The organism is Sphingobium sp. FW305-3-2-15-F-TSA7, from assembly GCF_058787155.1.
On record NZ_JBYSZM010000006.1, the window covers coordinates 113,932 to 137,524 of the forward strand.

A 23,593-nucleotide genomic window follows, 5' to 3' on the forward strand; every position below is an offset into this window, starting at 1 on the left:
GATCTACGAATGGACCGCACAGATATCGCCGGCCTGACGAGCGTCGCGGCCACATTGGCGGCGGGCGAGGCGCCGGACCGTTTCAGGGATCCGCTTGCCGAACTGCGCCGGCTGGGCCTCGATCATCATGCCGCGGAGCTCGACAGCTATGGCTTTACGATCGTCGAGCCGGAGCGCGTGGCACCCGCCGGTTTTGCCGAGGACCTGCTCCGCGCGGTGCTGGCGATCGCCGAGCGGCACTCCGGCCAGGCGCTCGACCCGGCCAATGCCGAAAGCCATGCCGGCGGGTCGGCCTGGGGCCAGCATCTCTTCTACCTGCTGCTCGAGGATCCGATCTTCGAACAGGCGATGATGAACGAAACGGTGCTCGCGCTGATCACCTATCTGCTCGGTGAAAGCTGCGTGCTGAGCAGCATGAACTCGATCCTCAAGGGGCCGGGCACGGACCACCTGATCCTGCATTCGGACAGCGCGATGGTGCCGGCGCCCTATCCGGCCTATGCGCAGGTCGCCAATGCCACCTGGCTGCTGACCGATTATGATCGCGACCGGGGCGCGCTCAGCTTCTGGCCCGGCAGCCACAAATTCTGCCGTCCGCCGACCACGCGGGAAACGACCGACATCGACCGATTCGTGCCGGTGACCGCGCCGGCCGGATCATTGGTCGTCTGGCACGGCAACACCTGGCATGGCGCCTTTCCGCGGCGGGTGCCCGGGTTGCGCGTCAACCTGATCCTCTATTTCTGCCGGATCTACATGCAGACCCAGGAATGGTATCGCGAACGGGTGAGCGACGAGGCGCTGGCGCGCAACACCGGGCGCTTCCGCCACCTGGTCGGGCTCGAAAATCCCTATCCCTTCGGGGCGGAGGGCGCTCCCATCGAACGGATCGGCCGTTTCAATTCGCTTGCCCGCACACAGGGGGGCTGAATGGGCGTGCTCGCAGGACAATTGTGCCTCGTCACCGGGGCGACGCGCGGTATCGGCCTGGCGATTGCTCGGGCGCTCGGACGCGAAGGCGCCCGCCTCGTCGTGACCGGACGATCCGCTCAGGGCGCCGCCGAGGCCGAACAGGCGCTGCGTGCCGACGGCATCGACGCGCTCGGCGTCGCCCATGATCTGGCGGACGTCGATGGTGCCGAAGCGTTCGTCGCCGATATCGGCCGCCGCTGCGGTCCGATCGACGTGCTGTTCAACAATGCCGGCACCAGCTGGGGCGCACCGGCCGAATCCTATCCGCTTGAGGGGTGGAACAAGGTCGTCCAGATCAACCTGACCGGAACCTGGGCGCTCACCCGCGCCGTCGCGGCCGGCGGGATGATCGATCGCGGCGCCGGCTCGATCGTCATGATCGGCTCGATTGCCGGCCTGGGCGGGGTATCGCCCGATGATGTGCCGACGGTCGCCTATAATGCGACGAAGGCCGCGCAGATCAATCTGGTCAAGAATCTCGCGGCCGAATGGGGGCCGTTGGGATTAAGGGTCAACGCGATCCTGCCGGGCTGGATGCCCACCAGGATGACCCGTGCCACGCTGACGGAGCGGGGCGATGTGCTCACCGCGCGCGTGCCGATGCGCCGGCTCGGTGATCCCGACCGCGATATCGCGGGTCCGGCGCTTTTCTTCGCGTCCGATGCGTCGCGTTATGTGACCGGCCAGGCGCTCTGCGTCGATGGCGGCCTGTCAGCGCTGGTCGGATGACATGTTCAGCCGAGCTTGACCGCGGTTCCTGAAACCGAGACCATCAGCATCGATCCGTTCTGGCCGATCACTTCGTAATCGATGTCGATGCCAATCACCGCGTCGGCGCCCAGATCGCGCGCTTCGGCCTGAAGTTCGCCGAACGCCTCGCGCCGGGCGTCGCGCAGCGCGCCTTCATAGGCGCCCGATCGGCCGCCGACGATATCGCGCACGCTGGCGAACAGATCCTTGAAGATATTGGCGCCGACGATGACCTCTCCGGTGACGATCCCGAGATAGGCGCTGACGGCCCGTCCCTCGATCGCGGTGGTGGTAGTAAGAATCATCGTCGGCTCCTGTTTCGTGCGGGAACTCAGTCGAGCCCCAGCGCCGCCTTGTAGGTATCGAGCAAAGCTTCCATTTCCTGACGGTCATGGGGCTGCATCTTCCTCAGGCGGACGATCTGGCGCATGATCTTGGCGTCATAGCCGCTGCCCTTGGCTTCGGCATAGACGTCGCGAATGTCGTCGGCGATGCCCTTCTTCTCTTCTTCGAGGCGCTCAACCCGTTCGATGAGCAGCCGCAACTGATCGGCTGCGACATTGTCGCTCATGTGATTCTCCGGTTCGATTGAAACGCGCTGTTAGGCGAGGCGAGGGCCGGGCTCAAGAGTCGTGCGACGGCATCGTCATCGATGGCGGGTCGCTGGCTGGAAAGCTCTCGTCGAGCGCTTCGTCGAGCATCGCCTCGCGATGGTTGCGCGTCATGCTTTCCTCCATCCGCGCAATCTGTTCGGGCGTCGCCTCGATCTGATGAGTCGCCTTCCACTGGGCATAGGGCATGCCATAGACCGCTTCGCGCCCGGCCGTCTTGTCGAACGCGCCGTCGCTTGCTTCGGCCAGCCAGTCGCCCAGGCAGTTGCGGCAGAATCCGCTCAGCCCCATCAGATCGACATTCTGCGCGTCGGTGCGATGCCGCAAATGGCGGACCAGCCGGCGAAATGCCTTGGCGGCCACCGTATCGTCGATCTCGTCGATCGTCATCGTCTTTTCTCCAGCCTGGCCCAACATGATGTCTGCCGAGATCGGCGCGACAAGGGCGTTGATCTATCGGACATAAGAGCTAAGCCCCGTAACGGACAATCCCGGAGCCCATGTGACGAGCATAATCGCCCCCCGCCAACGCAAAGTCCGTGTCCTTGCGACGCTTGGCCCCGCCAGCAACACGCCGGAGATGATCCGCAAGCTCTTCCTGGCGGGCGCGGACGCGTTCCGTATCAATATGAGCCATGGCAGCCATGAGGGTCATGCCAAGGTGATCGCGGCGATCCGCGACCTCGAGCGCGACCTCGGCCGGGCGATGACGGTGCTCGTCGATCTGCAGGGTCCCAAGCTGCGCGTCGGCCGCTTCGCCGGCGGATCGACCATGCTCGACACCGGCACGCGCTTCGTGCTCGACCGGGACAAGGCACCCGGCGATGCGACTCGCGTCAATCTGCCGCATCCCGAGATTTTCGCGGCGCTGGAGCCCGGCGCCCGGCTGCTGCTCGATGATGGCAAGCTTGTGCTGCGCGTCCGCGCGGTCGAGAAGGACCGGATCGAGACCGTGGTCGAGACCGGTGGAAAATTGTCCGACAACAAGGGATTGAACGTCCCCGACGTGATCGTGCCGATGGCGGCGCTCACCGAGAAGGATCGCAAGGATCTGAGCTTCGCGCTCGAACAGGGCGCCGACTGGATCGCGCTCAGCTTCGTCCAGCGGCCCGAGGATGTCGCGGAGGCGCGCCAGCTGATCGGCGGCAAGGCGGCGCTGCTTGCCAAGATCGAGAAGCCGGCCGCGATTGAGCGGCTCGACGGCATCCTCGAACTTGCCGATGCCGTGATGGTCGCCCGTGGCGACCTGGGTGTCGAGCTGCCGCCCGAGGAAGTGCCGCGTCTGCAGAAACGGATCGTCGAATCGGCGCGCCGTCTCGGACGCCCGGTGGTGGTGGCGACGCAGATGCTCGAATCGATGATCACGGCGCCGACCCCGACGCGCGCCGAGGTCTCGGATGTCGCCACCGCGGTCTATGACGGCGCGGATGCGGTGATGCTCTCCGCCGAATCGGCGGCGGGCGCCTGGCCCGAAGAATCGGTCGCGATGATGGACAAGATCGCGCGCGCGGTGGAGGCCGACCCCGCCTATACCGACCGCATCCATTTCACAGAGACCAGGCCCGATCCGACCACCGCCGATGCGCTCGCCGAGGCGGCCGGGCAGATCGCGGTCACCGTTTCGGCGTCCGCGGTGATCTGCTTCACCAGTTCGGGCTCGACGCCGCGCCGGATTGCGCGCGAACGGCCCAGCGTGCCGCTGCTCGTGCTGACGCCCAAGGTCTCGACCGCGCGGCGGCTGGGGCTGCTCTGGGGCGTGCATGCGGTGCGCACGCGCGACGTCGCCTCGTTCGAGGAAATGGTCGCCAAGTCGAAGCGCATGGCGCTGCGCCACGGCATTGCCGGCGCAGGGGATCGCGTGATCCTGATGGCGGGTGTCCCCTTCGGCACGCCGGGCTCGACCAATGTGCTCCACGTCGTCCGCCTGACCGGCGAGGAGCTCAAAAACTACAAACATGCGGATTGAAGCGATTTGTGATTCGATGTCGAACGATCTGTCGGCTTCGGTGAGGACGGGGGCATCGCATGGGCCGCAGCTTTCGCCGGGGTGATATGGGCTGGGCGTTGATCGGGATTCTGGGCCGGGCGCGTTACGGCAGTCGCGCGAGTGCCCGCCTGGCATCGGTGTCGTCGGGTTCCATGGCCAGATAGGCGGCATAGGCCTGTTTTGCCGCATCGCTCCGGCCCGCGACGCGATAGCCGGAAGCGAGGCTCAGCAGTGCGGCGGAAGACTCTGGAAACAGCGCGCGATTAAGCGACAACAGTGCCAGCGCGGTCGCATCCTGCCGGCGATGCAAGGCCTTCAGGCCCGCAAGGTCGATTACTATCTCGCGAAGCGCCTCGCCCCGCGTCCGCGCGGCTGCCAGCCCGGCCGCTTCGCCGTTCGCGATCGCGATGTCGACGACCGCTCTCGTCCGCCAATAGGCGCGCGTCGCGCCGCTTTCGCCGACCAGTTCGCGTTTCAGCCAGTTGGCGATATCGAAATAGGCGTCGACGTCGCAATTGGTGAGGATCACCGCGACGATGCCGAGATCCTCGAAGATCATCAGCTCGTTCGCGATGCCGTAATGGCCGCCCGAATGACCGATGATGCGGTGACCGTTCACCACGTCCTCGCTTACGCCATAGCCATAGCGCCCCTTGGCATAGTCGACCCGGCCCTGCGTCATCGCCTCGGTCGTCGCCTTGCCGAGCAGCCGATGCGACACCAGGGCTTCGGCAAAGCGGTGAAGATCGCCCGCCATGGCATAGCTTCCTCCCGCCGGACTGCCACGCCGCCCCATCATCAATATGTTGCTCTGCCATGCGCCGGGACGATCGAGCGAACGCATATAGCCGGTGGCGACGCGCGGCGCGGCCATGTCGAGTTCCAGGAAATCGGCCCCCGTCATTCCCAGCCGCGCAAAGATGGTGCGGCGGATATGATCATAATAATCCGCGCCGGTCACAGCCTCGATCACCAGCCCGAGCACGACATAGCCGGCGTTGCTGTAGGAGAAGCGCGTGCCGGGTGCGAAGTCCGGCGCCTTGCCGGCGAAGAGCGGTAGATGATCGGCGAGCCTGTCGAGCGGTACGCTGGCGGCGCGGCTATGGCCTTCCTCGTAGTTGCCGAGCCCGGACTGGTGGGTCAGGAGCTGCTCGATCGTCACGCTTTCCGCCACTGCACGGTTGGGATAATCCGGAAGATACCGGATCAGCCTGTCCCCGATCGCGATCTTGCCCGCCTCGACGAGTTGCATGATCGCGGTCGCGGTGAACATCTTGCCGATCGACGCGAGATTGAAGCGCGTGTCCGTCCGGTTGCGGGCGCCGGTGCCGCGCTCGGCGAACCCATAGGCCTTGTGGAAGAGGATCCTGCCGCGTTCCGCGAGCAGCACCGTGCCGGTGAAGTCATCCTCGGCGGCGAGTTTCGCGAGATGCGTGCCCAATTTGTCGGCGAGCGCCCCGCTGGCGGGTGCCGCCGCGAGGGGACGGGGAGCGAGCGCCAGCCCCGCCGCTCCGCCGATCAGGGCGCGCCGTCCGATGGCGAGGGCATGGCCGGGCGAGGCGAAGGAATCGCGCATTTCGAGGAACCTCGCAAACTTGACCTTCCAGCGAGAATAGGTAAGCACTTACATATGTCAACTGCCAAAGCCGGAACCCTTCCCGCCGATTATTCGCGAAGCTGTGGTGGCGCCGCGCTGGGCGCCCGCCTTCGCCGCCTCTCCGAGGCGATCGACCGGGATGCCGCGCTGGCGTATCGGGATGTCGGCATCGAATTCGAACAGCGCTGGTTCGGGCTTCTCAACCTGCTCGATCTCTATGGTCCGCTGGCGGTCGGCCAGATCGCGGCCGCTCTCGGCATCAGTCACGTCGCGGTGAGCCAGGCGCGGACGTCGCTCGAGGCGCGCCAGTTCGTCGCTGCGCAGCCGGATAGCAACGATGCCCGTCGGCGCCTGCTCAGCCTTACGGAAGAGGGCAATGCCCTGGTGGCGTCGCTCCGTCCTTTGTGGAACCGGATGGACCGAGCGGCGCGTGCGCTGAACGAGGAGGCCGGGGATGTCGTGAAGGCGCTCGACACCCTCGACAAGGCGCTTGCCCGACGCTCCTTGTTCGATCGCATTTCCGAACAGGTGGATTGACCTGCGCACCCCTCAACTCACTCCGCCGCCGCGGCGCGGGGGCGTTGACTCACATTGCGCTCGCGCCATTGTCGGGTGGTGACCCGATCCGAGCTTCTTGCCGCCATGGCCGTGATCGCCGAGCCGGCCGCCCATGATGACGAGTGGGTCGAAGCGCTTCGCAGCATCGGTTTCAGCGAAGCCCAGGCGTGTCGCGCCGTCTCGTTCATTCCGAGCGGCCTGAGCCGTCCCCTGCTCGAAAGACTGGGCGTCACCGTGTTGCCGGACATCGCGTCGATTCCGCTGGGTGGCGGAAAAAAGTGGATGGAGATTCGGCTGTCCGATCAGCCGGAATTTGTCGCGGCGGTTTCGGGCGCGCGCGAGCATTTCGAGAATGCCTGCCTGCCCCATCACCTGTTCGAGACGATAGTGCTCCGAAGCGCCGAAGTTGACGTCATCTCCAGAGCGCTGGATGCCGGCGTGGACGTTCGGGATGGAGCAGTCGCGTCGGCGTTTCAAGATATGAGCCTGGCGCGATATGTGGTGCGCCCGTCTCGGCTCTTCGCCATTTCGCGACTGTTCACGCGCGTGTGGCGTCGGAGCAGTTGAAGGGATTGATCGCCTTTCCCGTTCGGGCTGAGCCTGTGTCGGGATAGCGCGCCAGCTCTCGTATCCCATTCGGGCTGAGCCTGTCGAAGCCCTGTTCTTCTATTTCGGTGTCAAGGAAGGACGGGGGCTTCGACAGGTTCAGCCTGAACGGGTGTTGGCATTCGCCGGGATCACCCCCGTCGCTCCAGCGAAAGCTGGAGCCTATGCAATCTTTCCGCTTCGGTGGTGTTGGCGGCATCGCATGGACCCCAGCTTTCGCTGGGGTGACGTGGGTTTTGGAAGTGGTGGGAACTGGTCGGAGTCCGTTTCGCGCCGTCCAAATCCCGTCCCACACGTCGCCCCAGCCCTTCCACTGCCCGCCAGGGCGGGTGCTCAGGATGAACCTCGCCTTTGGCGAGGGCTGGGGTCTGCCAACCAGATCGTGCTGAATCGCGTTCGGGTCAGGCCGAGTCGAAAATGGTGCCGCCCGAGAACCGGCGCGCAGCGTACTCCAGTACGTGAGCACCGGAAGCGCAGGGCGGCGCCATTCGCAGCCCGGCCTCACCCGAATGCAGGACGCACAAACGCATCGAGCGCCCGACCCGGTGGGGTGGGGCGCTCGACGAGGATCAAGACCGGACGCCGAAGCGCCCGACCGATGCTTCAGCCCTGGCGGGCCTTGAAGCGGCGGTTGGTCTTGTTGATCACATAGGTACGGCCGCGACGACGAATCACGCGGTTGTCCCGGTGACGGTCTTTGAGCGACTTCAGTGAATTGCGGATCTTCATGGCGAAACGCTTCCGGCTTCTCGAATTGTCGGGAAAAACGAGGCGCCGCCCTATGTCGGGGTCAGGCGGAAGTCAAGTCTCGCGCGCCGCTTTTCGCCTCGGCAGCGCGGCTTTTCGAGAGTTTCGCTTCCCAGGCGAGGGCGTCGGCGACGATCCGGTCGAGCGACGCGAATCGGGGCTGCCATCCCGAGCGTTCGATCAGCGCGGCATTGTCCGCGACCATCATCGCGATGTCGCCGGGGCGGCGCGCGACGATGCGATGCGTGACCGGCCGCCCCGATGCGCGCTCGACCGCCTCGATCACCGCACGTACCGAATGGCCGCTGCCATAGCCGCAATTGAGCACATGGCTGGACGCGGGATCGTCGACCAGCAATTCGAGCGCGCGGACATGCGCATCGGCGAGATCGCTGACATGGATGAAGTCGCGTACGCCCGTGCCGTCGGGCGTCGGATAATCGTCGCCATAGACGTCGAGTCGTGCCCGGGCGCCCGCCGCGACCTCGGTCGCGACCTTGATCAGATTGGTGGCGCCTGCGGTCGACTGACCGGCGCGGCCCTGCGGATCGGCGCCCGCCACGTTGAAATAGCGCAGCGCGCAATAGTTGATGGGATGTGCGGCCGCGGTGTCGGCCAGCATCATCTCCGTCATCAGCTTCGACGTGCCATAGGGGTTGGCGGGGCGGGTCGGCCAATCCTCCGCGACCGGCCGGTCCGACGGAATGCCGTAGACCGCTGCGGTCGACGAGAAGATGAAGTGCGCAACATGTTCGGCGACTGCGCTTTCGATCAGCGCGCGGCTGTTGGCGGTGTTGTTGCGATAATATTTGAGCGGATCGGCCACCGATTCGGGGACGATGATCGAGCCGGCGAAATGCATGATCGCGCCGATCTCATGGCGGGCCAGCGTCGCGCGCGTCGCAGCGATATCGCCGACATCGCCTTCGACAAAGGCGGCGCGCCGGTCGACCGCCTCGCGGAATCCGGTCGAAAGATCGTCGAGCACCACCACCGGCCAGCCCGCATCGAGCAATGCGAGCACGGCATGGCTGCCGATATAGCCCGCGCCGCCCGTGACCAGCACGGGCATCCGGCACCGTGCGCCGCGGCGCGCACGGACAGGGGTCTGCATGTTCATGGCGCCACGCTAGCGTGATTTGGTAAGCAATCCGTGAAGCTTGCCGGATCGGACGATGGCGGAGCGCTCGGTTTTGAGGCAGAATCGGCGTGCCGTTCGTTGTGGAGACGGCGAGTCGTGTAAAAAGGAATGCGAAATGGCGGCCCCTTTCACCAAGGCCCTGATCATCGGCGCGGCACTGGCGCTTTCGGGATGTGCGACAAGCCTGCCGTCGGTGCAGGTGACGCGTTTCCATCTCGGCCAGCCGATCCCGCCCGGGGGCATCAGCGTTCAGCCCTTCGTGTCGGACGGCGGCCTCGAATTCCAGACCTACGCCAGCGCGGTGCAGGGCGAATTGACCCGGCTCGGCTATCCGGCGGCGGGGGCCGATGGCGGCCAATATGTCGCGATCGTCAGCGCGATGCGCGACACGCGGGAAGCGTTGGCGCGCCGTTCGCCGGTGTCGGTCGGCATCGGCGGCGGAACCGGTAGCTATGGCGGTGGCGTCGGGCTGGGTGTCGGCATTTCGCTGGGCGGCAGGCCCAAGGGCAGCGTCGTCACCGAGTTGCGCGTCCAGATCAAGCGGCGCGGTGGCGGCGATGTGGTTTGGGAAGGGCGCGCCCAGCTCGAAGCACGGGAAAATGCGCCCGCGGCACAGCCGGGCATTGCCGCCGGAAAATTGGCGGCGGGATTGTTCAGGGACTTTCCCGGAGAGTCGGGGCGCACTATCACGGTCAGATGACCTTCAGCATCAGTAGCGATTTCGACGGCGGCAACATCAAGCTGATCGCCGTCGAGGGCGATCGGGTGGATCTCGAGATCGTGCCCGACCGCATGTCCGATTTTTACCAATGGTTCTATTTTCGCGTTTCGGGCGCGGCGGGGCGCGACCTGACCCTGCGTATCCTGAACGGCGGAGGCGCGGCCTATCCCGGCGGCTGGCCCGATTACAAGGCGCGGGTGAGCCATGACGATGCGGCCTGGCATCAGGCCGATACCGATTATGCCGACGGTGTGCTGACGATCCGGACCAGGGCGGAGGGCGACGCGCTGTGGCTCGCCTATTTCGCGCCCTATTCGAGCGATCGTCACGCCGCGACGGTCGCGCGCATGGCGGCACAGCCCGGCGTCTCGCACAGGGTGCTCGGACAGTCGCTCGACGGCAGGCCGATCGATCTGCTGAGCCTGGGCGAAGGATCGAAGCAGGTCTGGCTCTATGCCCGCCAGCATCCCGGCGAGACCATGGCGGAATGGTGGATCGAAGGCGTGCTGGACAAGCTCGTCGATCCCGACGATGCGGTGGCGGCGCTGCTGCGGCGAAAGGCGACGATCCACATCGTCCCCAACATGAATCCCGATGGCGCGGCGCGCGGGCATCTGCGCACCAATGCCGTCGGCATCAATCTCAACCGCGAATGGCATGCGCCGAGCGCGGAGAAGAGCCCCGAAGTGCTGGCGGTGCTGGCGGCGATGGACGAAACCGGCGTCGACTTCGCAATGGACGTGCATGGCGACGAGGCGATCCCGGCGGCGTTCATGGCGGGGTTCGAAGGCATTCCGTCATGGAACGAACGACAGGGCAGCCTTTATGTGAAGTTCCGCGACACGCTCGCCGAACGCACGCCTGATTTCCAGACCAAGCTGGGCTATGTCGTCTCCAGACCCGGGCAGGCGAATTTGTCGATGTCGACGCCGCAACTCGCCGAACGCTTCGGCGCGGTGTCGATGACGCTGGAAATGCCGTTCAAGGACAATTTCGGTGCGCCGGATCCCGTCGAAGGCTGGTCGCCCGAGCGCAGCAAGGCGCTCGGGCGGGCCTGTCTCGACAATCTCGCGGCGATGATCGACGAGATCGGTTCGGCCTAACGAGTTTTCGCCTCCGGCCGTCAGCCCTTGCGCACCGGGTGAACCATGCCGAAGCCGACGCCGAAGCGGTTCCAGCCGTTGATCGCGACGATCAGCAGGGTGAGATCGACTTTCTCCTCGTCCGAGAAATGCGGTGACAGCGCTTCATAGTCGGCATCCGCGACATGATGGCCGGGCAGGGTGGTCAGTTTCTCCGCCCAGGCCAGCGCGGCACGCTCGCGATCGGAATAGACCGGCGATTCACGCCATCCGTCGAGCAGGAAGATGCGCTGCGGCGTTTCACCTGCGCTCAGCATGTCGTGGCTGTGCATGTCCATGCAGAAAGCGCAGCCGTTCATCTGCGACACGCGCATGCGCACGAGTTCGGCCAATGGCTTCTCGATCGTGCCTGCGACCACGGCGTTTTCGAGCGCCATCATCGCCTTGATCGCGGCGGGCTTGACCTGGGCATAGTTCAGTCTGGCTTGCATCGTTCGTCTCCGTTGAAAGGGTTACGCGAACAAGACGAGACAGGCGCCGCCGGTGTGACATGCGGCGCCGGATCTTTTTCAGCCGAACAGCTCTTCCAGGAAATCGCGCATCGCCTTCCAGCTCCGCCGCGCGGAATCGGGCTGATAGACCACGCCGCGCTCGGGCATGTTCGCGCTTTCGTCGGTGAAGCCATGGCCCGTCCTGCCATAAGCATGGATCTGCCAGTCGGCGTCGCCGGCGGTCAGTTCGGCGGCGAGCGCCACGGTGGCTTCGGGCGGTGCGATCGGATCGTCCCAGCCATGGCAGATCAGCAGTTTCGGCCCGATCGGCGTGACATTGGCAAAGGGCGTCGGATCGTAGACGCCGTGGAAGCTGACCACGCCGAGCAGGTCGGCGCCGCTGCGCGCCAGGTCGAGCGCGCATTTGCCGCCGAAGCAGAAACCGATCGCCGCGGTCCGCGCCGCATCGACCTCGTCCAGCGCCTTGAGTTCGGCCAGCGAGCGATGGAGCCGGTCGCGCAGCAATGCGCGGTCGGCGTTCATCGCGTCCATATATTGGGTCGGGTTGGGGGACTGGCGCGTGGTGCGTTTGCCCTGGCCATAGACGTCCGCCACGAAGCCGACATAGCCCAGTGCGGCCAGCCGCTCGGCGGCGAGAGTGTCGGCTTCCTTCGGTCCAAGCACATTGGGCAGCACGAGAATGCCGGGGCGGGGGCCGCTTGCAGCGTCATCCCAGGCGATGACGGCTTCGAACCGGTCGCCCGGACCGTCATGGACAATCGTGCGCCGCTGGATCGCCATTTGCCTTCTCCTCGATGATGATGGGGCGGAGGCTAGAGCATCGTGCGGAAAAGTGGGAACCGGTTTTCCGCAACAACGATGCGATCACAAATGTCTGGAGCGGGCTGTGCGATTGGATTTCGCGCAGCCTGCTCCAGCCATGCCGGGCCGCAGTGCGCAACAGCGTTGCCTCGAGCGCGGCGATCGGTAGAAGGCCCCGATACCGATCCAAGGAGCCCGCTCAAAAATGCCCCAGCTCGTGCTTATCCGTCATGGCCAGTCCACCTGGAACCTGGAGAATCGCTTCACGGGCTGGTGGGATGTGGAGGTGACCGAGAAGGGCGCGGAGGAAGCGCGCGCCGCCGGCCGGCTGATGAAGGAGAAGGGGCTGGATTTCGACCAGTGCTTCACCTCGCTCCAGACCCGCGCGATCAAGACGCTCAACCTGGCGCTGGAGGAAATGGGGCGGCTGTGGCTGCCGGTCGAGAAGGACTGGCGCCTGAACGAGCGCCATTATGGCGGGCTGACCGGGCTCGACAAGGCGGAGACCGCGGCCAAGCATGGCGAAGATCAGGTGAAGATCTGGCGCCGCAGCTTCGACGTGCCGCCGCCGCCGATGGAAGCGGGCTCGCCCTGGGATCTCTCGGCCGACCGCCGCTATGCCGGTATCGCCGTGCCCGCGACCGAAAGCCTGAAGGACACGATCGCGCGCGTGCTGCCCTATTGGGACGCTCGCATCGCCCCCGCGCTCAAGGCGGGGCAGCGCGTGCTGATCTCCGCGCACGGCAATTCGCTGCGCGCGCTGGTCAAGCATCTCTCGGCGATTCCCGACGATGAGATCACCGGGCTGGAGATCCCGACCGGCCAGCCGATCGTCTATGATCTCGACGGTGATCTGGTCGCGCGCGACCGCTATTATCTCTCCGAGCGCTGATTGCGCACGCGGCGCAGCGCCGTTAAGGGGCTGTGCTTCGCGGGCACTGGACGGGACGGGCAATGGCCGAGGCGCAGCCGATCATCGGCATCATCATGGGCAGTCGCTCCGATTGGGAGACGATGCGTCACGCCGCCGAGACGCTGAAGGCGCTCGATGTCCCGCACGAATGCCGCGTGGTCTCAGCGCATCGCACGCCCGAACGGCTTTATGATTATGCGAAAGCGGCGGTGGACCGCGGGCTGCAGGCGATCATCGCCGGTGCCGGCGGTGCGGCGCATCTGCCGGGCATGACCGCATCGATGACGCGCGTGCCGGTGCTGGGCGTGCCCGTCGAATCCAAGGCGCTGAGCGGCATGGACAGCCTGTTGTCCATCGTCCAGATGCCGGCCGGCATTCCCGTCGGCACGCTCGCGATCGGCCGCGCCGGCGCGGTGAACGCTGCGCTGCTGGCGGCCGCGATCGTTGCCAATAACGATGCGGCGCTGGCCGAACGGCTCGACGCCTGGCGCGCGAAACAGACCTCCGACGTGGATGAATCGCCCGAATGAATGTGCTGAGGCCGGGGTCGACGATCGGGATCATCGGGGGCGGCCAGCTTGGCCGGATGCTGGCGGTCGCGGCGGCGCAGCTCGGTTATCGCTGCCATATCTACGCACCCGAAGCCGATTCGGTCGCGGCGGAGGTGGCGGCGCGCTTCACCTGCGCACCCTATGAGGATCAGGCGAGCCTGGAGGCATTTGCGGCCGCGATCGATGTCGCGACCTATGAATTCGAAAATCTGCCGGTGGCCGCGCTTGCGCCGCTCGCCGCCCGGCTGCCCGTGCACCCCGGCTTCGCCAGTCTCGAAACCGCGCAGGACAGGCTGGCGGAAAAGACATTCATGCGCGATCTGGGCGTGCGCACCGCGCCGTGGCGCGCGGTCTCCGATCAGGCCTCGCTCGAAACCGCGGTGGCCGAGATCGGCATGCCCGCGATCCTGAAGACGCGCTTCTTCGGCTATGACGGCAAGGGGCAGGTCCGGCTGAAGACCGATGCCGATGTCGCGACCGCGTGGGATACGATCGGCGCAAAGCCCGCGATCCTCGAAGGGTTCGTCGATTTCGAAGCGGAATTCTCGATCCTGATGTGCCGCGCCGCCGACGGCAGCTGCGTCTTCTGGGATGCGGCGACCAACGTCCATCGCGATGGCATCCTCGACACCTCGACCGTGCCGCCGGGCGCGCTGGTCGCGAGCCAGGCGGAGGAGGCGCGGGCGATCGCGCGCAAGGCGGGCGATGCGCTCGGCCATGTCGGCGTGTTGACGCTCGAATTCTTCGCGGCCCCGGACGGCCCGGTGTTCAATGAGATGGCGCCGCGCGTCCATAATAGCGGTCACTGGACGATCGAGGGTGCGCTGACCTCGCAATTCGAGAACCATATCCGTGCGGTGGCCGGCCTGCCGCTCGGCGACACCGGCTTGGTCGGGCGCCGCGTGACGATGGAGAATCTGATCGGCGCCGATGCCGAGACCTGGCCCGAGATCCTGGCCGATCCGACCGCGCATCTGCATCTCTACGGCAAGGACGAGATCCGTGCCGGTCGCAAGATGGGCCATGTGACCCGGCTGGATCTGTAGAGCAGGCCCCTGAGGCTATTCGCAGAGCAGGCTGCGGACCAGGGGATGATCGGCGTCGCCGAGACCGTCGACCACGTTGAAATGATGCCGGTCGGGCTCTCCGATGAATTGGGTTCTCGCACCGAGCCCCGTCCAGATATTGGCGAGCAATTGGGACTGGCGCACGAATTCGGCGCGTTCGGCTCCGCCGACCCAGCATGTTACGCGCGCATCGGCGATCGGGTGCAGCAGTGCCGGGCTTTCGGCATCGGCCTCCATTTCGTCGAGCCCCAATTGGGCGTTCATCGCGGTGCGCATGATCGGGCGCAGATCATGGAGGCCCGAGATCGACAGCACGTGACGAATGCGTGCCCGGATCGGGTCGGGCAGCGGTGAGGTTTCGCAGATCATGCGCGTGACGAGATGGCCGCCCGCCGAATGGCCGGTCAGGAAGATCGGTCCGTCGACCCGTGCCGCGGCCTTTTCGATCGCGGCGCCGATTTCGCCGGTGATATGGGCTATCCGCCGTTCGGGGCAGAGGCTGTAGGACGGCATGGCGACGGCGAAGCCGCGATCGATCGCGCCCTGCGCGAGATGCGACCAATAGCTTTTGTCGAGCGCGAGCCAGTAGCCGCCATGCACGAAGACGACGAGGCCGGCGGGTGCGGTTTCCGGCAGGAACAGGTCGAAGCGATTTCGCGGCGACGGTCCATAGGCGATGTCGAGCATCGCCCTGCCGGCACGTTCCAGCGCGTCGCGATAGTCCTGCGCCGGCTGCACCCAAGCCGCGGGCCAGCGATCGCCGTCCGCGATATGGCGGCCATTGGCATAAGCGTCGTCCCAATCGACGATCCGGCGCGCGATCATGGTCGTTCACTCTCCATTATCGGCCGCCAGCAAGCGGTCCTTCCATGTCTGTAGAAGCGCACGCTATGGGCGCTCGCAAGGTATTTCAAGTATAAAGCTTTAAGCTTGAACTAATGAAATCGCCGTGCGATGCTTTGCCCGCAAATGATTCGAGGCGCGCAATCGGATGACGCTTGCCGCGCCTCGTGACGGACTGGCGGTTTCGGGGGAGTGAAACATGGTGAGCGCACCGCTTCCTTCGCCTGCGGTCGGCGACGACGGCAAGGAACGACTGCGGCTCTGGGTCAGGCTGCTGCGCGCGTCGCGCGTGATCGAGGCCGAACTGCGCGAGCGATTGAAAACCCAGTTCAACACGACGCTGCCGCGCTTCGACGTCATGGCCGCGCTCTTCCGCACGCCCGAGGGCATGATGATGAGCGAATTGTCGCGCTTCCTACTCGTCTCCAACGGCAATGTGACGGGCATCGTCGATCGTCTCGTCTCGGATGGCCTAGTGACGCGCGCCAATCGCGATGGCGACCGGCGCACATCGATCGTCCGGCTGACCCCCTCGGGAGAGCAGGCCTTTCGCGAGATCGCGGCAGCGCACGAGACGTGGATCAACACATTTCTGGAGAGTGTCGGCGCGGACGAAGCGCGGCACCTCGCTTCGATGCTCACATCGTTTCACAGCAAATGGGAAGGCGAACATTGACCAATCAGGCAGGTCTGACACCGCGGCATTTCCTGTGGCACATTAACGACGTGGCGCCGCGCCGCGCGACGGGAGCATCATGATGTTGGGACCGACCGCACATATCGACAGCTTCGCGCGCGACAATCTGCCGCCCGCGGATCAATGGCCCGTCATGCCGCTCGACCGTTTCACCTATCCCGAACGGCTGAATGTCGGCGTCGAACTCACCGATGCGATGGTCGAAAAGGGCTTTGGCGATCATACCGCGCTGATCGGCAATGGCCGCCGCCGCACCTATAAGGAGCTGGCCGACTGGTCGAACCGCATCGCGCATGCGCTGGTCGAGGATTTCGGGATCAAGCCGGGCAACCGGATCCTGATCCGTTCGGCCAACAATCCCGCGATGGTCGCGTGCTGGCTCGCGGCGACCAAGGCGGGCGCGGTCGTGGTCAACACCATGCCGATGCTGCGCGCGTCCGAGCTCGCGGCGATCGTCGACAAGGCCGAGATCGCCTTTGCCTTGTGCGATACGCGCATCAAGGACGAACTCGTCGCCTGCGCCAAGACCAGCCGTTTCCTGAAGCTGATCGTGGGTTTCGACGGCACCGCCAATCATGATGCGGAGCTCGATCGCGTCGCGCTCAACAAGCCGGTGCGTTTCGCCGCGGTGGAGACGGGGCGCGACGATGTCGCCCTGCTCGGCTTCACTTCGGGTACGACGGGAGAACCCAAGGCGACGATGCATTTCCACCGCGATCTGCTGATCATCGCCGACGGCTATGCGAAGGAAGTCCTGGGCGTGACGTCCGATGATATCTTCGTCGGATCGCCGCCGCTGGCCTTCACTTTCGGTCTGGGCGGGCTGGCGATCTTTCCGCTGCGCTTCGGCGCGACCGCGACCCTGCTCGAAAACGCATCGCCGCCCAATATGATCGAGATCATCGAAACCTATCGCGCGACGATCAGCTTCACCGCGCCCACCGCCTATCGCATGATGCTGATGGCGCTCGACGAGGGCGCCGATCTGTCCTCGCTGCGCATCGCGGTATCGGCGGGCGAGACGCTGCCGGCGCCGGTGTTCGAGGACTGGACGCGCAAGACCGGCAAGCCGATCCTTGACGGTATCGGCGCCACCGAAATGCTGCATATCTTCATCTCGAACAGGCTCGACGACATGGCGCCGGCGACGACGGGGCGGCCGGTGGCTGGCTATGAAGCGATGATCGTCGACGAGGATATGCAAGAATTGCCGCGCGGCGAAATCGGCAAGCTCGCGGTGCGCGGGCCGACGGGGTGCCGCTATCTCGCCGACGACCGCCAGCTTAAATATGTTCGCGACGGCTGGAACCTGACCGGCGATTCCTTCTTTCAGGATGAGGACGGCCGTTTCCACTTCGCCGCGCGTTCGGACGACATGATCATATCGTCGGGCTACAATATCGCCGGCCCCGAAGTGGAGGCCGCGCTGCTTGCGCACCCGGATGTCAGCGAATGCGCGGTGATCGGTATCGCCGATGCCGCGCGCGGCCAGATCGTCGAGGCGCATATCCTGCTCGTCGAGGGCGCGGAGGCCGATGATGCGATGCGCAAGCGGCTGCAGGATCATGTGAAGGCGACGATCGCCCCGTTCAAATATCCGCGCTCGGTGAAATTCGTCAGCGCGCTTCCCAAAACCGCGACCGGCAAGATCCAGCGCTTCCGGCTGAAGACCGAGAACTGAACCATGACCGATTTTACCCGCACGCGCGCGCAATTCCACTTGCCCGAGGGCGTGATCTATCTCGACGGAAATTCGCTCGGCCCGCTGCCGCGCGCCGCGAAAGGGCGCGTCGCGCGCGTGCTCGAGGATGAATGGGGCGATCAGCTCATTCGTGCCTGGAACACGGCCGGATGGATGGTTCAGCCACGTCGCGTCGGCGACCGTGTCGGCCGGCTGATCGGCGCGCCCCAGGGCTCGGTGGTGATGGGCGATACCTTGTCGATCAAGGTCTATCAGGCGCTGGCATCGGCGCTTGCGCTCAATCCCGAACGCCGCGTCATCATTTCGGACAATGGCAATTTCCCGTCCGATCTCTACATCGCCCAGGGCCTGATCGCGTCGCTCGATCGCGGCTATGAACTGAAGGTCGTCGATCCCGAAGCGGTCGAGGCGGCGATCGACGAAAGCGTCGCGGTGGTGATGCTGACCGAGGTCGATTACCGCACCGGTCGTCTCCACGATATGAAGGCGCTGACCGAAAAGGCGCATGCCATGGGCGCGCTCGCCATCTGGGATCTTGCCCATTCGGCGGGAGCGATTCCGGTCGATGTGGCGGCGGCGGGCGCGGATTTCGCGGTGGGCTGCACGTATAAATATCTGAACGGGGGCCCCGGCGCGCCCGCATTCATCTATGTCGCGGAGAAACATGCCCATGCGGCACCGCCCGCGCTGTCGGGCTGGATGGGGCATGAGGCGCCCTTCGCTTTCGATCTGGACTATCGCGCCGGCGCGGGGATCGAGCGCATGCGCGTCGGAACCCCGCCGATCGTCGCGCTGGCCGCGCTCGATGCGGCGCTCGACGTCTGGGATGATGTCGACATGGCGGATGTCCGCAAGACCTCGATCGCGCTGGCGGATCTGTTCATCGCCGAAGTCGAGGCCCGCTGCCCTGGTCTCGAACTCGCCTCGCCGCGCGACGGCGCACGGCGCGGCAGCCAGGTCTCGTTCCGCCACCCCGACGGCTATGCGATCATGCAGGCGCTGATCGCGCGCGGGGTGATCGGCGATTTCCGGGCACCCGATGCGCTGCGCTTCGGCTTCACTCCGCTCTATATCGGCGCGGATGATGTGGTGCGCGCGGTCGACACCATCGAGGATGTCGTCGTCCATCGCCACTGGGATACGGCCGAGTATCGCAAACCCGCGCTCGTCACATGAACCATCGCGATCGTCATGACGCGGCAGCGACGCGCGGAAATATCACGCAGAAGGACCTGGTTGGATGAGCGGCAAACCCTATGACCCCGCGAGCGAAGGCGCGCAAATGTCATTCGAAGGGCGGATGTCCTATGGCGACTATCTGGGGCTCGACCAGATCCTCAACACCCAGAAGCCGCTCTCCGACGCGCATGATGAGATGCTGTTCATCATCCAGCATCAGACGTCCGAATTGTGGATGAAGCTGGCGATCCACGAGGTTCGTTCGGCGATCAAGGCGATCCGCGAAGACCGGCTGCCGCCCGCATTCAAGATGCTGTCGCGCGTCGCGCGCATCTTCGAGCAGCTCAACAGCGCCTGGGACGTGCTCAGGACGATGACCCCGAGCGAATATACCGAGTTCCGCGAATCATTGGGCCAATCCTCGGGTTTTCAATCCTATCAATATCGCGAGATCGAGTTCCTTGCCGGCAATCGCAACCTGGCGATGCTGCGCCCGCACGCCCATCAGCCGGACGCTATCGCGAAGCTGGAGGACGTGCTTGCCCAGCCGAGCCTTTATGACGAAGCGCTGCGATTGCTCGCGCGCAATGGCATTGCGGTCGGCCCCGATGCCGATCGCACCGAATGGCGCACGCAGCGCGAGGTGAGCGACGATGTGATCCAGGCCTGGAAGGTGGTTTACCAGGCGCCCGAAAAACATTGGGCGCTTTACGAGCTTGCCGAGAAACTCGTCGATTTCGAGGATTATTTCCGCCGCTGGCGTTTCAACCATGTGACCACGGTGGAACGCATCATCGGCCTGAAGCGGGGCACCGGCGGTACCTCGGGCGTTTCCTATCTGCGCAAGATGCTCGAAGTCGAGCTTTTCCCCGAGCTATGGCGGGTGCGGACCGAAATGTAGCGATATCGGGGCCGGTCGAACGGCACCCGATGTTTATCTGCCCTGCGAACGCCAGCGCTTGATGACGCGGCCGAGTATCTCGGTCTCGCCGCCGCTTTGGCGCCACAGATTGGTGAAGACCGGATCGCTCGACGCCGGACGGCGAACCTCTTCGAGCGTGTCGAGCGACACGCGGATGGGAATCGAGACGCCTTCGCCGCAGATGATGCATTCGCGGTTGCGCAGCGCGGGGATGGTGTCGAGGAATCCCTTGGCGCCTTCGGGCATCGCCGCTTTCACGAATGCCTGGTCGCGCTCGTTGTTGAGGCGCATCGCGATGATCGTGCCGCATTGCGAAAGCACGCCTTCGGCCAGGTCCGATGGACGCTGCGTGATCAGCCCCAGCGAGACGCCGTATTTACGGCCTTCCTTGGCGATGCGGCCGAGGATCTTGCCGACCGATGAGCCGTCGGCGTTCTTTTCGGACGGCACGTAGCGATGCGCTTCCTCGCAGACGAGGAGGATAGGGCGTTGCGGCTCGTTGCGCGACCAGATCGCATAGTCGAACACCATCCGGCTGAGCACCGCCACCACGACGGCGGTGATGTCCGACGGCACGCCCGACACGTCGATGATCGAGATCGGCTTGCCGTCGCCCGGCAGGCGGAAGATCCGCGCCAGGAAATCGGCCATGCTGTCGGCGACGAGCATGCCGGAGAACATGAAGCTGTAGCGTGGATCGGTCTTGATCTCGTCGATCTTGGTCTTGAGCCGCATATAGGGGGCGCTGTCGCCCGCCTTGTCGAGCTTGCCCATCTCGTTCTGGATGAGCGTGGTCAGGTCGGACAGCAGATAGGGGATCGGCGAATCGACGGTCAGCTTGGTAATACCCTCCGCCGCGCGGTTCTTCATGCGCGCGGCGAGCAGGCATTTGGCCAATATGTCGCGGTCGAGCTGGTTCTCGCTGCCCCGGGACTGGACGAAGACCTCGCAATGCTCCTCGAAGTTCATCAGCCAATAGGGCATTGCGAGATTGCCGACGTCGTAGATCGCGCCGTTGGTCTTGAACGCCGCCGAATATTCGCCATGCGGATCGATCATCACGATATGGCCCTGCGGCGCCATGTCGCAGATCCGGTGCAGGATCAGTGCCGCCGACGTCGATTTGCCGGTACCGGTCGAGCCGAGCAGCGCGAAATGCTTGCCGAGCATGGCGTCGACGAACAGGGCGGCGCGGATGTCCTTGGTCGGATAGACCGTGCCGACCTCGATATTCGGGATCTCCTCGGCCGAATACATCTGCATCATGTCGTCGCTGGTGACGGGATAGATGCGCGTGCCGGGCACCGGATAGCGGGTGATACCGCGGCGGAAATGGGTGAGCCGGCCGGTGAGGCGCGCTTCGCTGCCTTCGCCGAGAAAATCGATCTGCGCGATGATCAGGTCGCTGTCCGCCCGGTCGAGGCTGAGGTTGCGGACATTGGCGACGATCCAGAGCGGGCCGACCTTCATCTTGATCTGGCTGCCGACCTGCCCAGCCACCGCGATGCTCGGATCCTCGTCATTGCCCAGCCGGCGCATCGTCGGCGCATCCAGCTCGATGCGCGCGCCCGAACCCGAAACCTCGAAGACCTTGCCGATTTCGATACCCTCGAAGCTGGCCTGCTTTGCGCTTGTCGCGAGCTGGTCATCGGTCGGCGCTCTGCTGATCGGCGTCGCCGCGAAATCGGTCATGCGATATCCCTTTGCGGGCACAGGCGCCCCGGATCGCTCTAACCCGGCTGGGTAAAGAATTGTTTTACCGTGCCACCGGCGGTCAGGTTCGCCGGAACAATGCCCCCGCCGCCCAGCCGAGCAGAACCGACATCGCGGTCGCGAACAGGCCATAGGCGAGGGGATTATGCTCCGCCGCATCGGCGACATAGCCTTCGAAGCCGGTCTTGCGGATCGCGACGTCGCGGCTGGCGCCCGCGATCACCCGGCCGTCCTGGATCAGGAAGGTTTCGGCGGTGTAGCGCCCGATCGGCACCCGCGCCGGAATGACGAGCCGGGCGCGGTAGAGCACGCCGTCGGTGATCTCGACGCCGCTGGTCCGCTGTCCATAGAGCTGGGTGCGTTGCCGCAGGTCGATCAACCCGTCCTCGAAGCGGCTGAGCTCGCCCGGGGAGCCGACATTGGCGGGGGAAAGCTGGAGATTGCCGAGCCCAAGCTCGAAGATCGCGGCGGTGCGGTCATTGACCATCTGGCGCAGCGGGCGCGACGATGCGACCGCGTAGAAGGAAGGGGCCGACCGGAAGCGGACGCTTTCGGCATTCACCCAGATGCCCGCCACTTTCTGTTTCTCGCGCACGACGATCGGCTGCACCGGGCCGCGCAGCACCACTGCGACCTCGGCGGGCTTCGCGGGCACCTTGCCGCCGGGATAGAGGATCGCGCCGAACAGCAGCAGTTCGGCACCGGTGAAGCTGTAGCGGATCTCGACATCGCGCTGCGACACGTCGGGCACCAGCACGGGCTTGTCGGCGGCCAGCAGCAGTGGCGCGAGCGCGAACAGCGTCAGGGCGGCCGCCCGGCTCATTCGACGATCACCGAATAAATCTCGTCGGGCCGCCAGCCCAGACCCAATGCCATGCGGATCGCGACCAGCAGCACGATCGCGGCGAGCACGCCGCGCAGATATTCCGGCTTCATCTTCTGCGCCAGCCGCGCGCCATATTGCGCGCCGATCACGCTGCCGATCAGCAGCAGCCCGGCAAGCACGATATCCACCGCCTTGGTCGTCGTGGCATGGACCAAAGTTGCCGCCATGGTGACGAACAGGATCTGGAACAGCGACGTGCCGACGACGACCTGGGTCGGCATGCCGAGCAGATAGAGCATCGCGGGCACCATCACGAAGCCGCCGCCGACACCGAGCAATATCGTCAATATGCCCGTACCGAAGCCGAGCAATAGCGGCGCGAGCGGCGAGATATAGAGGCCGGACCGATAGAAGCGCCAGCGCAGGGGTAGGCTGGCGACCAGCGGATGGTGCCGCCTTTTGCGCGCGACGATCTGCGTGCCGGTGCGCATCGCGATCAGGGTGCGGACGGCGTCGCGTGCCATCATCCCCCCGATCCCGCCGAGCATCACGACATAGAGCAGCGCGATCACGGTATCGATCTGGCCGCTGTCCTGGAGCAGGCGGAAAATGCCCGCGCCGGCGATCGAGCCGAGCACCCCGCCCACGACCATCACCGCGCCCATGAGGAAGTCGATCCCGTTGCGCCGGGCATGGGCAAAGACGCCCGATACGCTGGCGCCGGTCACCTGGGTGGCGGCGGACGCGGCGGCAACGGTCGGCGGGATGCCGTAGAAGATCAGCAGCGGTGTGGTCAGGAAGCCTCCGCCGACGCCGAACATGCCCGAAAGCAGGCCAACAAGTCCGCCCAGCCCGACGATGACGAGCGCGTTGACCGAGAGGTTGGCGATGGGAAGATAAAGGTCCATCTCCCGTCCAGCGGGTAGACCGGAATTGCCGCGCGGAAAAGCTGCAGCGCACACCGTCGCTCAGAAAAACATGCACACCGCGCTTCTCCCGCCAGGCAAAGCCGGGCAAGGTCTTGAATGGATTTCGGATAATCTCTGGATTCGGCGTCGGCTTCACGCCAGTCTGGGACCTCTTGCGAGGAGAGCG

General features: G+C 65.2%; 26 protein-coding genes. 14 read left to right on the forward strand and 12 right to left on the reverse strand.

Features of this window, described 5'->3' with window-relative positions; genetic code table 11:
- Positions 1-9: 9 nt before the first annotated feature.
- Positions 10-930: a phytanoyl-CoA dioxygenase family protein gene (locus AC3WN8_RS06245; RefSeq protein WP_492668535.1), complete on the forward strand. Its 921-nt coding sequence runs from the start codon at positions 10-12 to the stop codon at positions 928-930.
- Positions 931-1,701 (forward strand): SDR family oxidoreductase, encoded by a 771-nt coding sequence (locus AC3WN8_RS06250; RefSeq protein ID WP_492668536.1) that lies wholly within the window; start codon positions 931-933, stop codon positions 1,699-1,701.
- Between the two features lie 5 nt (positions 1,702-1,706).
- Here the strand turns inward: AC3WN8_RS06250 and AC3WN8_RS06255 are convergent, their stop codons facing one another.
- Genes AC3WN8_RS06255 through AC3WN8_RS06265 form a run of 3 tightly spaced genes read right to left on the reverse strand, consistent with a single transcriptional unit; the run spans position 1,707 to position 2,723 of the window.
- On the reverse strand, positions 1,707-2,027 hold the full coding sequence (locus AC3WN8_RS06255; protein ID WP_492668537.1) for a heavy metal-binding domain-containing protein: 321 nt from the start codon (positions 2,025-2,027) through the stop codon (positions 1,707-1,709).
- A 26-nt stretch (positions 2,028-2,053) separates the two neighbouring features.
- Positions 2,054-2,293 carry a DUF2312 domain-containing protein gene (locus tag AC3WN8_RS06260; protein WP_492668538.1) on the reverse strand — a complete coding sequence of 80 codons (240 nt, stop codon included), beginning with the start codon at positions 2,291-2,293 and terminating at the stop codon, positions 2,054-2,056.
- Positions 2,294-2,345: 52 nt separating this feature from the next.
- On the reverse strand, positions 2,346-2,723 hold the full coding sequence (locus AC3WN8_RS06265; protein WP_492668539.1) for a DUF1244 domain-containing protein: 378 nt from the start codon (positions 2,721-2,723) through the stop codon (positions 2,346-2,348).
- A gap of 112 nt (positions 2,724-2,835) precedes the next feature.
- Between AC3WN8_RS06265 and pyk the strand changes: the two genes are divergently transcribed.
- Entirely contained in the window at positions 2,836-4,299 is a 1,464-nt protein-coding gene (gene pyk / locus AC3WN8_RS06270; protein ID WP_492668540.1) for a pyruvate kinase, read from the forward strand.
- Positions 4,300-4,423: 124 nt separating this feature from the next.
- On the opposite strand, the gene AC3WN8_RS06275 is transcribed toward pyk, so the two are convergent.
- Complete coding sequence (locus AC3WN8_RS06275) at positions 4,424-5,896, reverse strand: serine hydrolase domain-containing protein (RefSeq protein ID WP_492668541.1); 1,473 nt, start codon at positions 5,894-5,896, stop codon at positions 4,424-4,426.
- Positions 5,897-5,950: 54 nt separating this feature from the next.
- Here AC3WN8_RS06275 and AC3WN8_RS06280 point away from each other — a divergent pair, with 54 nt between their 5' ends.
- Together AC3WN8_RS06280 and AC3WN8_RS06285 are read left to right on the forward strand one after the other, a co-directional pair.
- Positions 5,951-6,454 carry a MarR family winged helix-turn-helix transcriptional regulator gene (locus AC3WN8_RS06280; protein WP_492668542.1) on the forward strand — a complete coding sequence of 168 codons (504 nt, stop codon included), beginning with the start codon at positions 5,951-5,953 and terminating at the stop codon, positions 6,452-6,454.
- Positions 6,455-6,559: 105 nt separating this feature from the next.
- On the forward strand, positions 6,560-7,042 hold the full coding sequence (locus AC3WN8_RS06285; protein WP_492668543.1) for a hypothetical protein: 483 nt from the start codon (positions 6,560-6,562) through the stop codon (positions 7,040-7,042).
- 642 nt (positions 7,043-7,684) lie between these two features.
- On the opposite strand, the gene ykgO is transcribed toward AC3WN8_RS06285, so the two are convergent.
- Together ykgO and galE are read right to left on the reverse strand one after the other, a co-directional pair.
- Positions 7,685-7,810 carry a type B 50S ribosomal protein L36 gene (ykgO, locus tag AC3WN8_RS06290; RefSeq protein WP_003046794.1) on the reverse strand — a complete coding sequence of 42 codons (126 nt, stop codon included), beginning with the start codon at positions 7,808-7,810 and terminating at the stop codon, positions 7,685-7,687.
- Positions 7,811-7,871: 61 nt separating this feature from the next.
- Positions 7,872-8,942 carry a UDP-glucose 4-epimerase GalE gene (gene galE / locus AC3WN8_RS06295; RefSeq protein ID WP_492668544.1) on the reverse strand — a complete coding sequence of 357 codons (1,071 nt, stop codon included), beginning with the start codon at positions 8,940-8,942 and terminating at the stop codon, positions 7,872-7,874.
- A 142-nt stretch (positions 8,943-9,084) separates the two neighbouring features.
- On the opposite strand from galE, the gene AC3WN8_RS06300 reads away from it, so the two are divergent.
- Positions 9,085-9,669: a hypothetical protein gene (locus tag AC3WN8_RS06300; protein ID WP_492668545.1), complete on the forward strand. Its 585-nt coding sequence runs from the start codon at positions 9,085-9,087 to the stop codon at positions 9,667-9,669.
- A complete protein-coding gene (locus tag AC3WN8_RS06305) occupies positions 9,666-10,793 on the forward strand; it encodes a M14 family metallopeptidase (protein ID WP_492668546.1) in 1,128 nt (375 codons plus the stop codon). Before AC3WN8_RS06300 ends, AC3WN8_RS06305 begins: the two co-directional genes overlap by 4 nt.
- A gap of 20 nt (positions 10,794-10,813) precedes the next feature.
- On the opposite strand, the gene AC3WN8_RS06310 is transcribed toward AC3WN8_RS06305, so the two are convergent.
- Both AC3WN8_RS06310 and AC3WN8_RS06315 read right to left on the reverse strand, forming a co-directional pair.
- Positions 10,814-11,263 (reverse strand): carboxymuconolactone decarboxylase family protein, encoded by a 450-nt coding sequence (locus AC3WN8_RS06310; protein ID WP_492668547.1) that lies wholly within the window; start codon positions 11,261-11,263, stop codon positions 10,814-10,816.
- Positions 11,264-11,341: 78 nt separating this feature from the next.
- The gene (locus AC3WN8_RS06315; RefSeq protein ID WP_492668548.1) at positions 11,342-12,064 is read right to left on the reverse strand and encodes a dienelactone hydrolase family protein; all 723 of its coding nucleotides are present in this window, start codon (positions 12,062-12,064) and stop codon (positions 11,342-11,344) included.
- 226 nt (positions 12,065-12,290) lie between these two features.
- Here AC3WN8_RS06315 and gpmA point away from each other — a divergent pair, with 226 nt between their 5' ends.
- The 3 genes from gpmA (at position 12,291) to AC3WN8_RS06330 (ending at position 14,595) form a co-directional block, all read left to right on the forward strand.
- A complete protein-coding gene (gene gpmA, locus AC3WN8_RS06320; protein WP_492668549.1) occupies positions 12,291-12,977 on the forward strand; it encodes a 2,3-diphosphoglycerate-dependent phosphoglycerate mutase in 687 nt (228 codons plus the stop codon).
- A gap of 62 nt (positions 12,978-13,039) precedes the next feature.
- Positions 13,040-13,528 (forward strand): 5-(carboxyamino)imidazole ribonucleotide mutase, encoded by a 489-nt coding sequence (gene purE / locus AC3WN8_RS06325; protein WP_492668550.1) that lies wholly within the window; start codon positions 13,040-13,042, stop codon positions 13,526-13,528.
- Positions 13,525-14,595 carry a 5-(carboxyamino)imidazole ribonucleotide synthase gene (locus AC3WN8_RS06330; protein WP_492668551.1) on the forward strand — a complete coding sequence of 357 codons (1,071 nt, stop codon included), beginning with the start codon at positions 13,525-13,527 and terminating at the stop codon, positions 14,593-14,595. Before purE ends, AC3WN8_RS06330 begins: the two co-directional genes overlap by 4 nt.
- Before the next feature lie 15 nt (positions 14,596-14,610).
- Here the strand turns inward: AC3WN8_RS06330 and AC3WN8_RS06335 are convergent, their stop codons facing one another.
- The gene (locus AC3WN8_RS06335; protein ID WP_492668552.1) at positions 14,611-15,441 is read right to left on the reverse strand and encodes a hormone-sensitive lipase; all 831 of its coding nucleotides are present in this window, start codon (positions 15,439-15,441) and stop codon (positions 14,611-14,613) included.
- Between the two features lie 217 nt (positions 15,442-15,658).
- Here AC3WN8_RS06335 and AC3WN8_RS06340 point away from each other — a divergent pair, with 217 nt between their 5' ends.
- From AC3WN8_RS06340 to kynA, 4 genes are all read left to right on the forward strand, one after another.
- Positions 15,659-16,135 carry a MarR family winged helix-turn-helix transcriptional regulator gene (locus tag AC3WN8_RS06340; RefSeq protein ID WP_492668553.1) on the forward strand — a complete coding sequence of 159 codons (477 nt, stop codon included), beginning with the start codon at positions 15,659-15,661 and terminating at the stop codon, positions 16,133-16,135.
- Positions 16,136-16,217: 82 nt separating this feature from the next.
- Positions 16,218-17,837: an AMP-binding protein gene (locus AC3WN8_RS06345; protein WP_492668554.1), complete on the forward strand. Its 1,620-nt coding sequence runs from the start codon at positions 16,218-16,220 to the stop codon at positions 17,835-17,837.
- A gap of 3 nt (positions 17,838-17,840) precedes the next feature.
- Positions 17,841-19,034, forward strand: coding sequence for a kynureninase (kynU, locus tag AC3WN8_RS06350; RefSeq protein ID WP_492668555.1), 1,194 nt, complete (start codon positions 17,841-17,843; stop codon positions 19,032-19,034).
- A 64-nt stretch (positions 19,035-19,098) separates the two neighbouring features.
- Positions 19,099-19,938, forward strand: coding sequence for a tryptophan 2,3-dioxygenase (gene kynA, locus AC3WN8_RS06355; protein ID WP_492668556.1), 840 nt, complete (start codon positions 19,099-19,101; stop codon positions 19,936-19,938).
- Positions 19,939-19,971: 33 nt separating this feature from the next.
- Here the strand turns inward: kynA and AC3WN8_RS06360 are convergent, their stop codons facing one another.
- From AC3WN8_RS06360 to AC3WN8_RS06370, 3 genes are all read right to left on the reverse strand, one after another.
- The gene (locus AC3WN8_RS06360) at positions 19,972-21,651 is read right to left on the reverse strand and encodes an ATP-binding protein (protein WP_492668557.1); all 1,680 of its coding nucleotides are present in this window, start codon (positions 21,649-21,651) and stop codon (positions 19,972-19,974) included.
- Positions 21,652-21,733: 82 nt separating this feature from the next.
- Positions 21,734-22,495, reverse strand: a complete 762-nt coding sequence (locus AC3WN8_RS06365) for a TIGR02186 family protein (RefSeq protein WP_492668558.1) — start codon at positions 22,493-22,495, stop codon at positions 21,734-21,736.
- Entirely contained in the window at positions 22,492-23,406 is a 915-nt protein-coding gene (locus AC3WN8_RS06370) for a sulfite exporter TauE/SafE family protein (RefSeq protein WP_492668559.1), read from the reverse strand. The genes AC3WN8_RS06365 and AC3WN8_RS06370 overlap by 4 nt, the downstream gene beginning before the upstream one ends.
- Between the last annotated feature and the right edge of the window lie 187 nt (positions 23,407-23,593).

Bases quoted from the DNA above. Each gene is read 5' to 3' on its own strand.
- AC3WN8_RS06245 (WP_492668535.1), top strand. From the start codon at position 10: ATGGACCGCACAGATATCGCCGGCCTGACGAGCGTCGCGGCCACATTG.
- AC3WN8_RS06250 (WP_492668536.1), top strand. From the start codon at position 931: ATGGGCGTGCTCGCAGGACAATTGTGCCTCGTCACCGGGGCGACGCGC.
- AC3WN8_RS06255 (WP_492668537.1), bottom strand. From the start codon at position 2,027: ATGATTCTTACTACCACCACCGCGATCGAGGGACGGGCCGTCAGCGCC.
- AC3WN8_RS06260 (WP_492668538.1), bottom strand. From the start codon at position 2,293: ATGAGCGACAATGTCGCAGCCGATCAGTTGCGGCTGCTCATCGAACGG.
- AC3WN8_RS06265 (WP_492668539.1), bottom strand. From the start codon at position 2,723: ATGACGATCGACGAGATCGACGATACGGTGGCCGCCAAGGCATTTCGC.
- AC3WN8_RS06275 (WP_492668541.1), bottom strand. From the start codon at position 5,896: ATGCGCGATTCCTTCGCCTCGCCCGGCCATGCCCTCGCCATCGGACGG.
- AC3WN8_RS06280 (WP_492668542.1), top strand. From the start codon at position 5,951: ATGTCAACTGCCAAAGCCGGAACCCTTCCCGCCGATTATTCGCGAAGC.
- AC3WN8_RS06285 (WP_492668543.1), top strand. From the start codon at position 6,560: ATGGCCGTGATCGCCGAGCCGGCCGCCCATGATGACGAGTGGGTCGAA.
- ykgO (WP_003046794.1), bottom strand. From the start codon at position 7,810: ATGAAGATCCGCAATTCACTGAAGTCGCTCAAAGACCGTCACCGGGAC.
- galE (WP_492668544.1), bottom strand. From the start codon at position 8,942: ATGCAGACCCCTGTCCGTGCGCGCCGCGGCGCACGGTGCCGGATGCCC.
- AC3WN8_RS06300 (WP_492668545.1), top strand. From the start codon at position 9,085: ATGGCGGCCCCTTTCACCAAGGCCCTGATCATCGGCGCGGCACTGGCG.
- AC3WN8_RS06305 (WP_492668546.1), top strand. From the start codon at position 9,666: ATGACCTTCAGCATCAGTAGCGATTTCGACGGCGGCAACATCAAGCTG.
- AC3WN8_RS06310 (WP_492668547.1), bottom strand. From the start codon at position 11,263: ATGCAAGCCAGACTGAACTATGCCCAGGTCAAGCCCGCCGCGATCAAG.
- AC3WN8_RS06315 (WP_492668548.1), bottom strand. From the start codon at position 12,064: ATGGCGATCCAGCGGCGCACGATTGTCCATGACGGTCCGGGCGACCGG.
- gpmA (WP_492668549.1), top strand. From the start codon at position 12,291: ATGCCCCAGCTCGTGCTTATCCGTCATGGCCAGTCCACCTGGAACCTG.
- purE (WP_492668550.1), top strand. From the start codon at position 13,040: ATGGCCGAGGCGCAGCCGATCATCGGCATCATCATGGGCAGTCGCTCC.
- AC3WN8_RS06330 (WP_492668551.1), top strand. From the start codon at position 13,525: ATGAATGTGCTGAGGCCGGGGTCGACGATCGGGATCATCGGGGGCGGC.
- AC3WN8_RS06335 (WP_492668552.1), bottom strand. From the start codon at position 15,441: ATGATCGCGCGCCGGATCGTCGATTGGGACGACGCTTATGCCAATGGC.
- AC3WN8_RS06340 (WP_492668553.1), top strand. From the start codon at position 15,659: ATGGTGAGCGCACCGCTTCCTTCGCCTGCGGTCGGCGACGACGGCAAG.
- AC3WN8_RS06345 (WP_492668554.1), top strand. From the start codon at position 16,218: ATGTTGGGACCGACCGCACATATCGACAGCTTCGCGCGCGACAATCTG.
- kynU (WP_492668555.1), top strand. From the start codon at position 17,841: ATGACCGATTTTACCCGCACGCGCGCGCAATTCCACTTGCCCGAGGGC.
- kynA (WP_492668556.1), top strand. From the start codon at position 19,099: ATGAGCGGCAAACCCTATGACCCCGCGAGCGAAGGCGCGCAAATGTCA.
- AC3WN8_RS06360 (WP_492668557.1), bottom strand. From the start codon at position 21,651: ATGACCGATTTCGCGGCGACGCCGATCAGCAGAGCGCCGACCGATGAC.
- AC3WN8_RS06365 (WP_492668558.1), bottom strand. From the start codon at position 22,495: ATGAGCCGGGCGGCCGCCCTGACGCTGTTCGCGCTCGCGCCACTGCTG.
- AC3WN8_RS06370 (WP_492668559.1), bottom strand. From the start codon at position 23,406: ATGGACCTTTATCTTCCCATCGCCAACCTCTCGGTCAACGCGCTCGTC.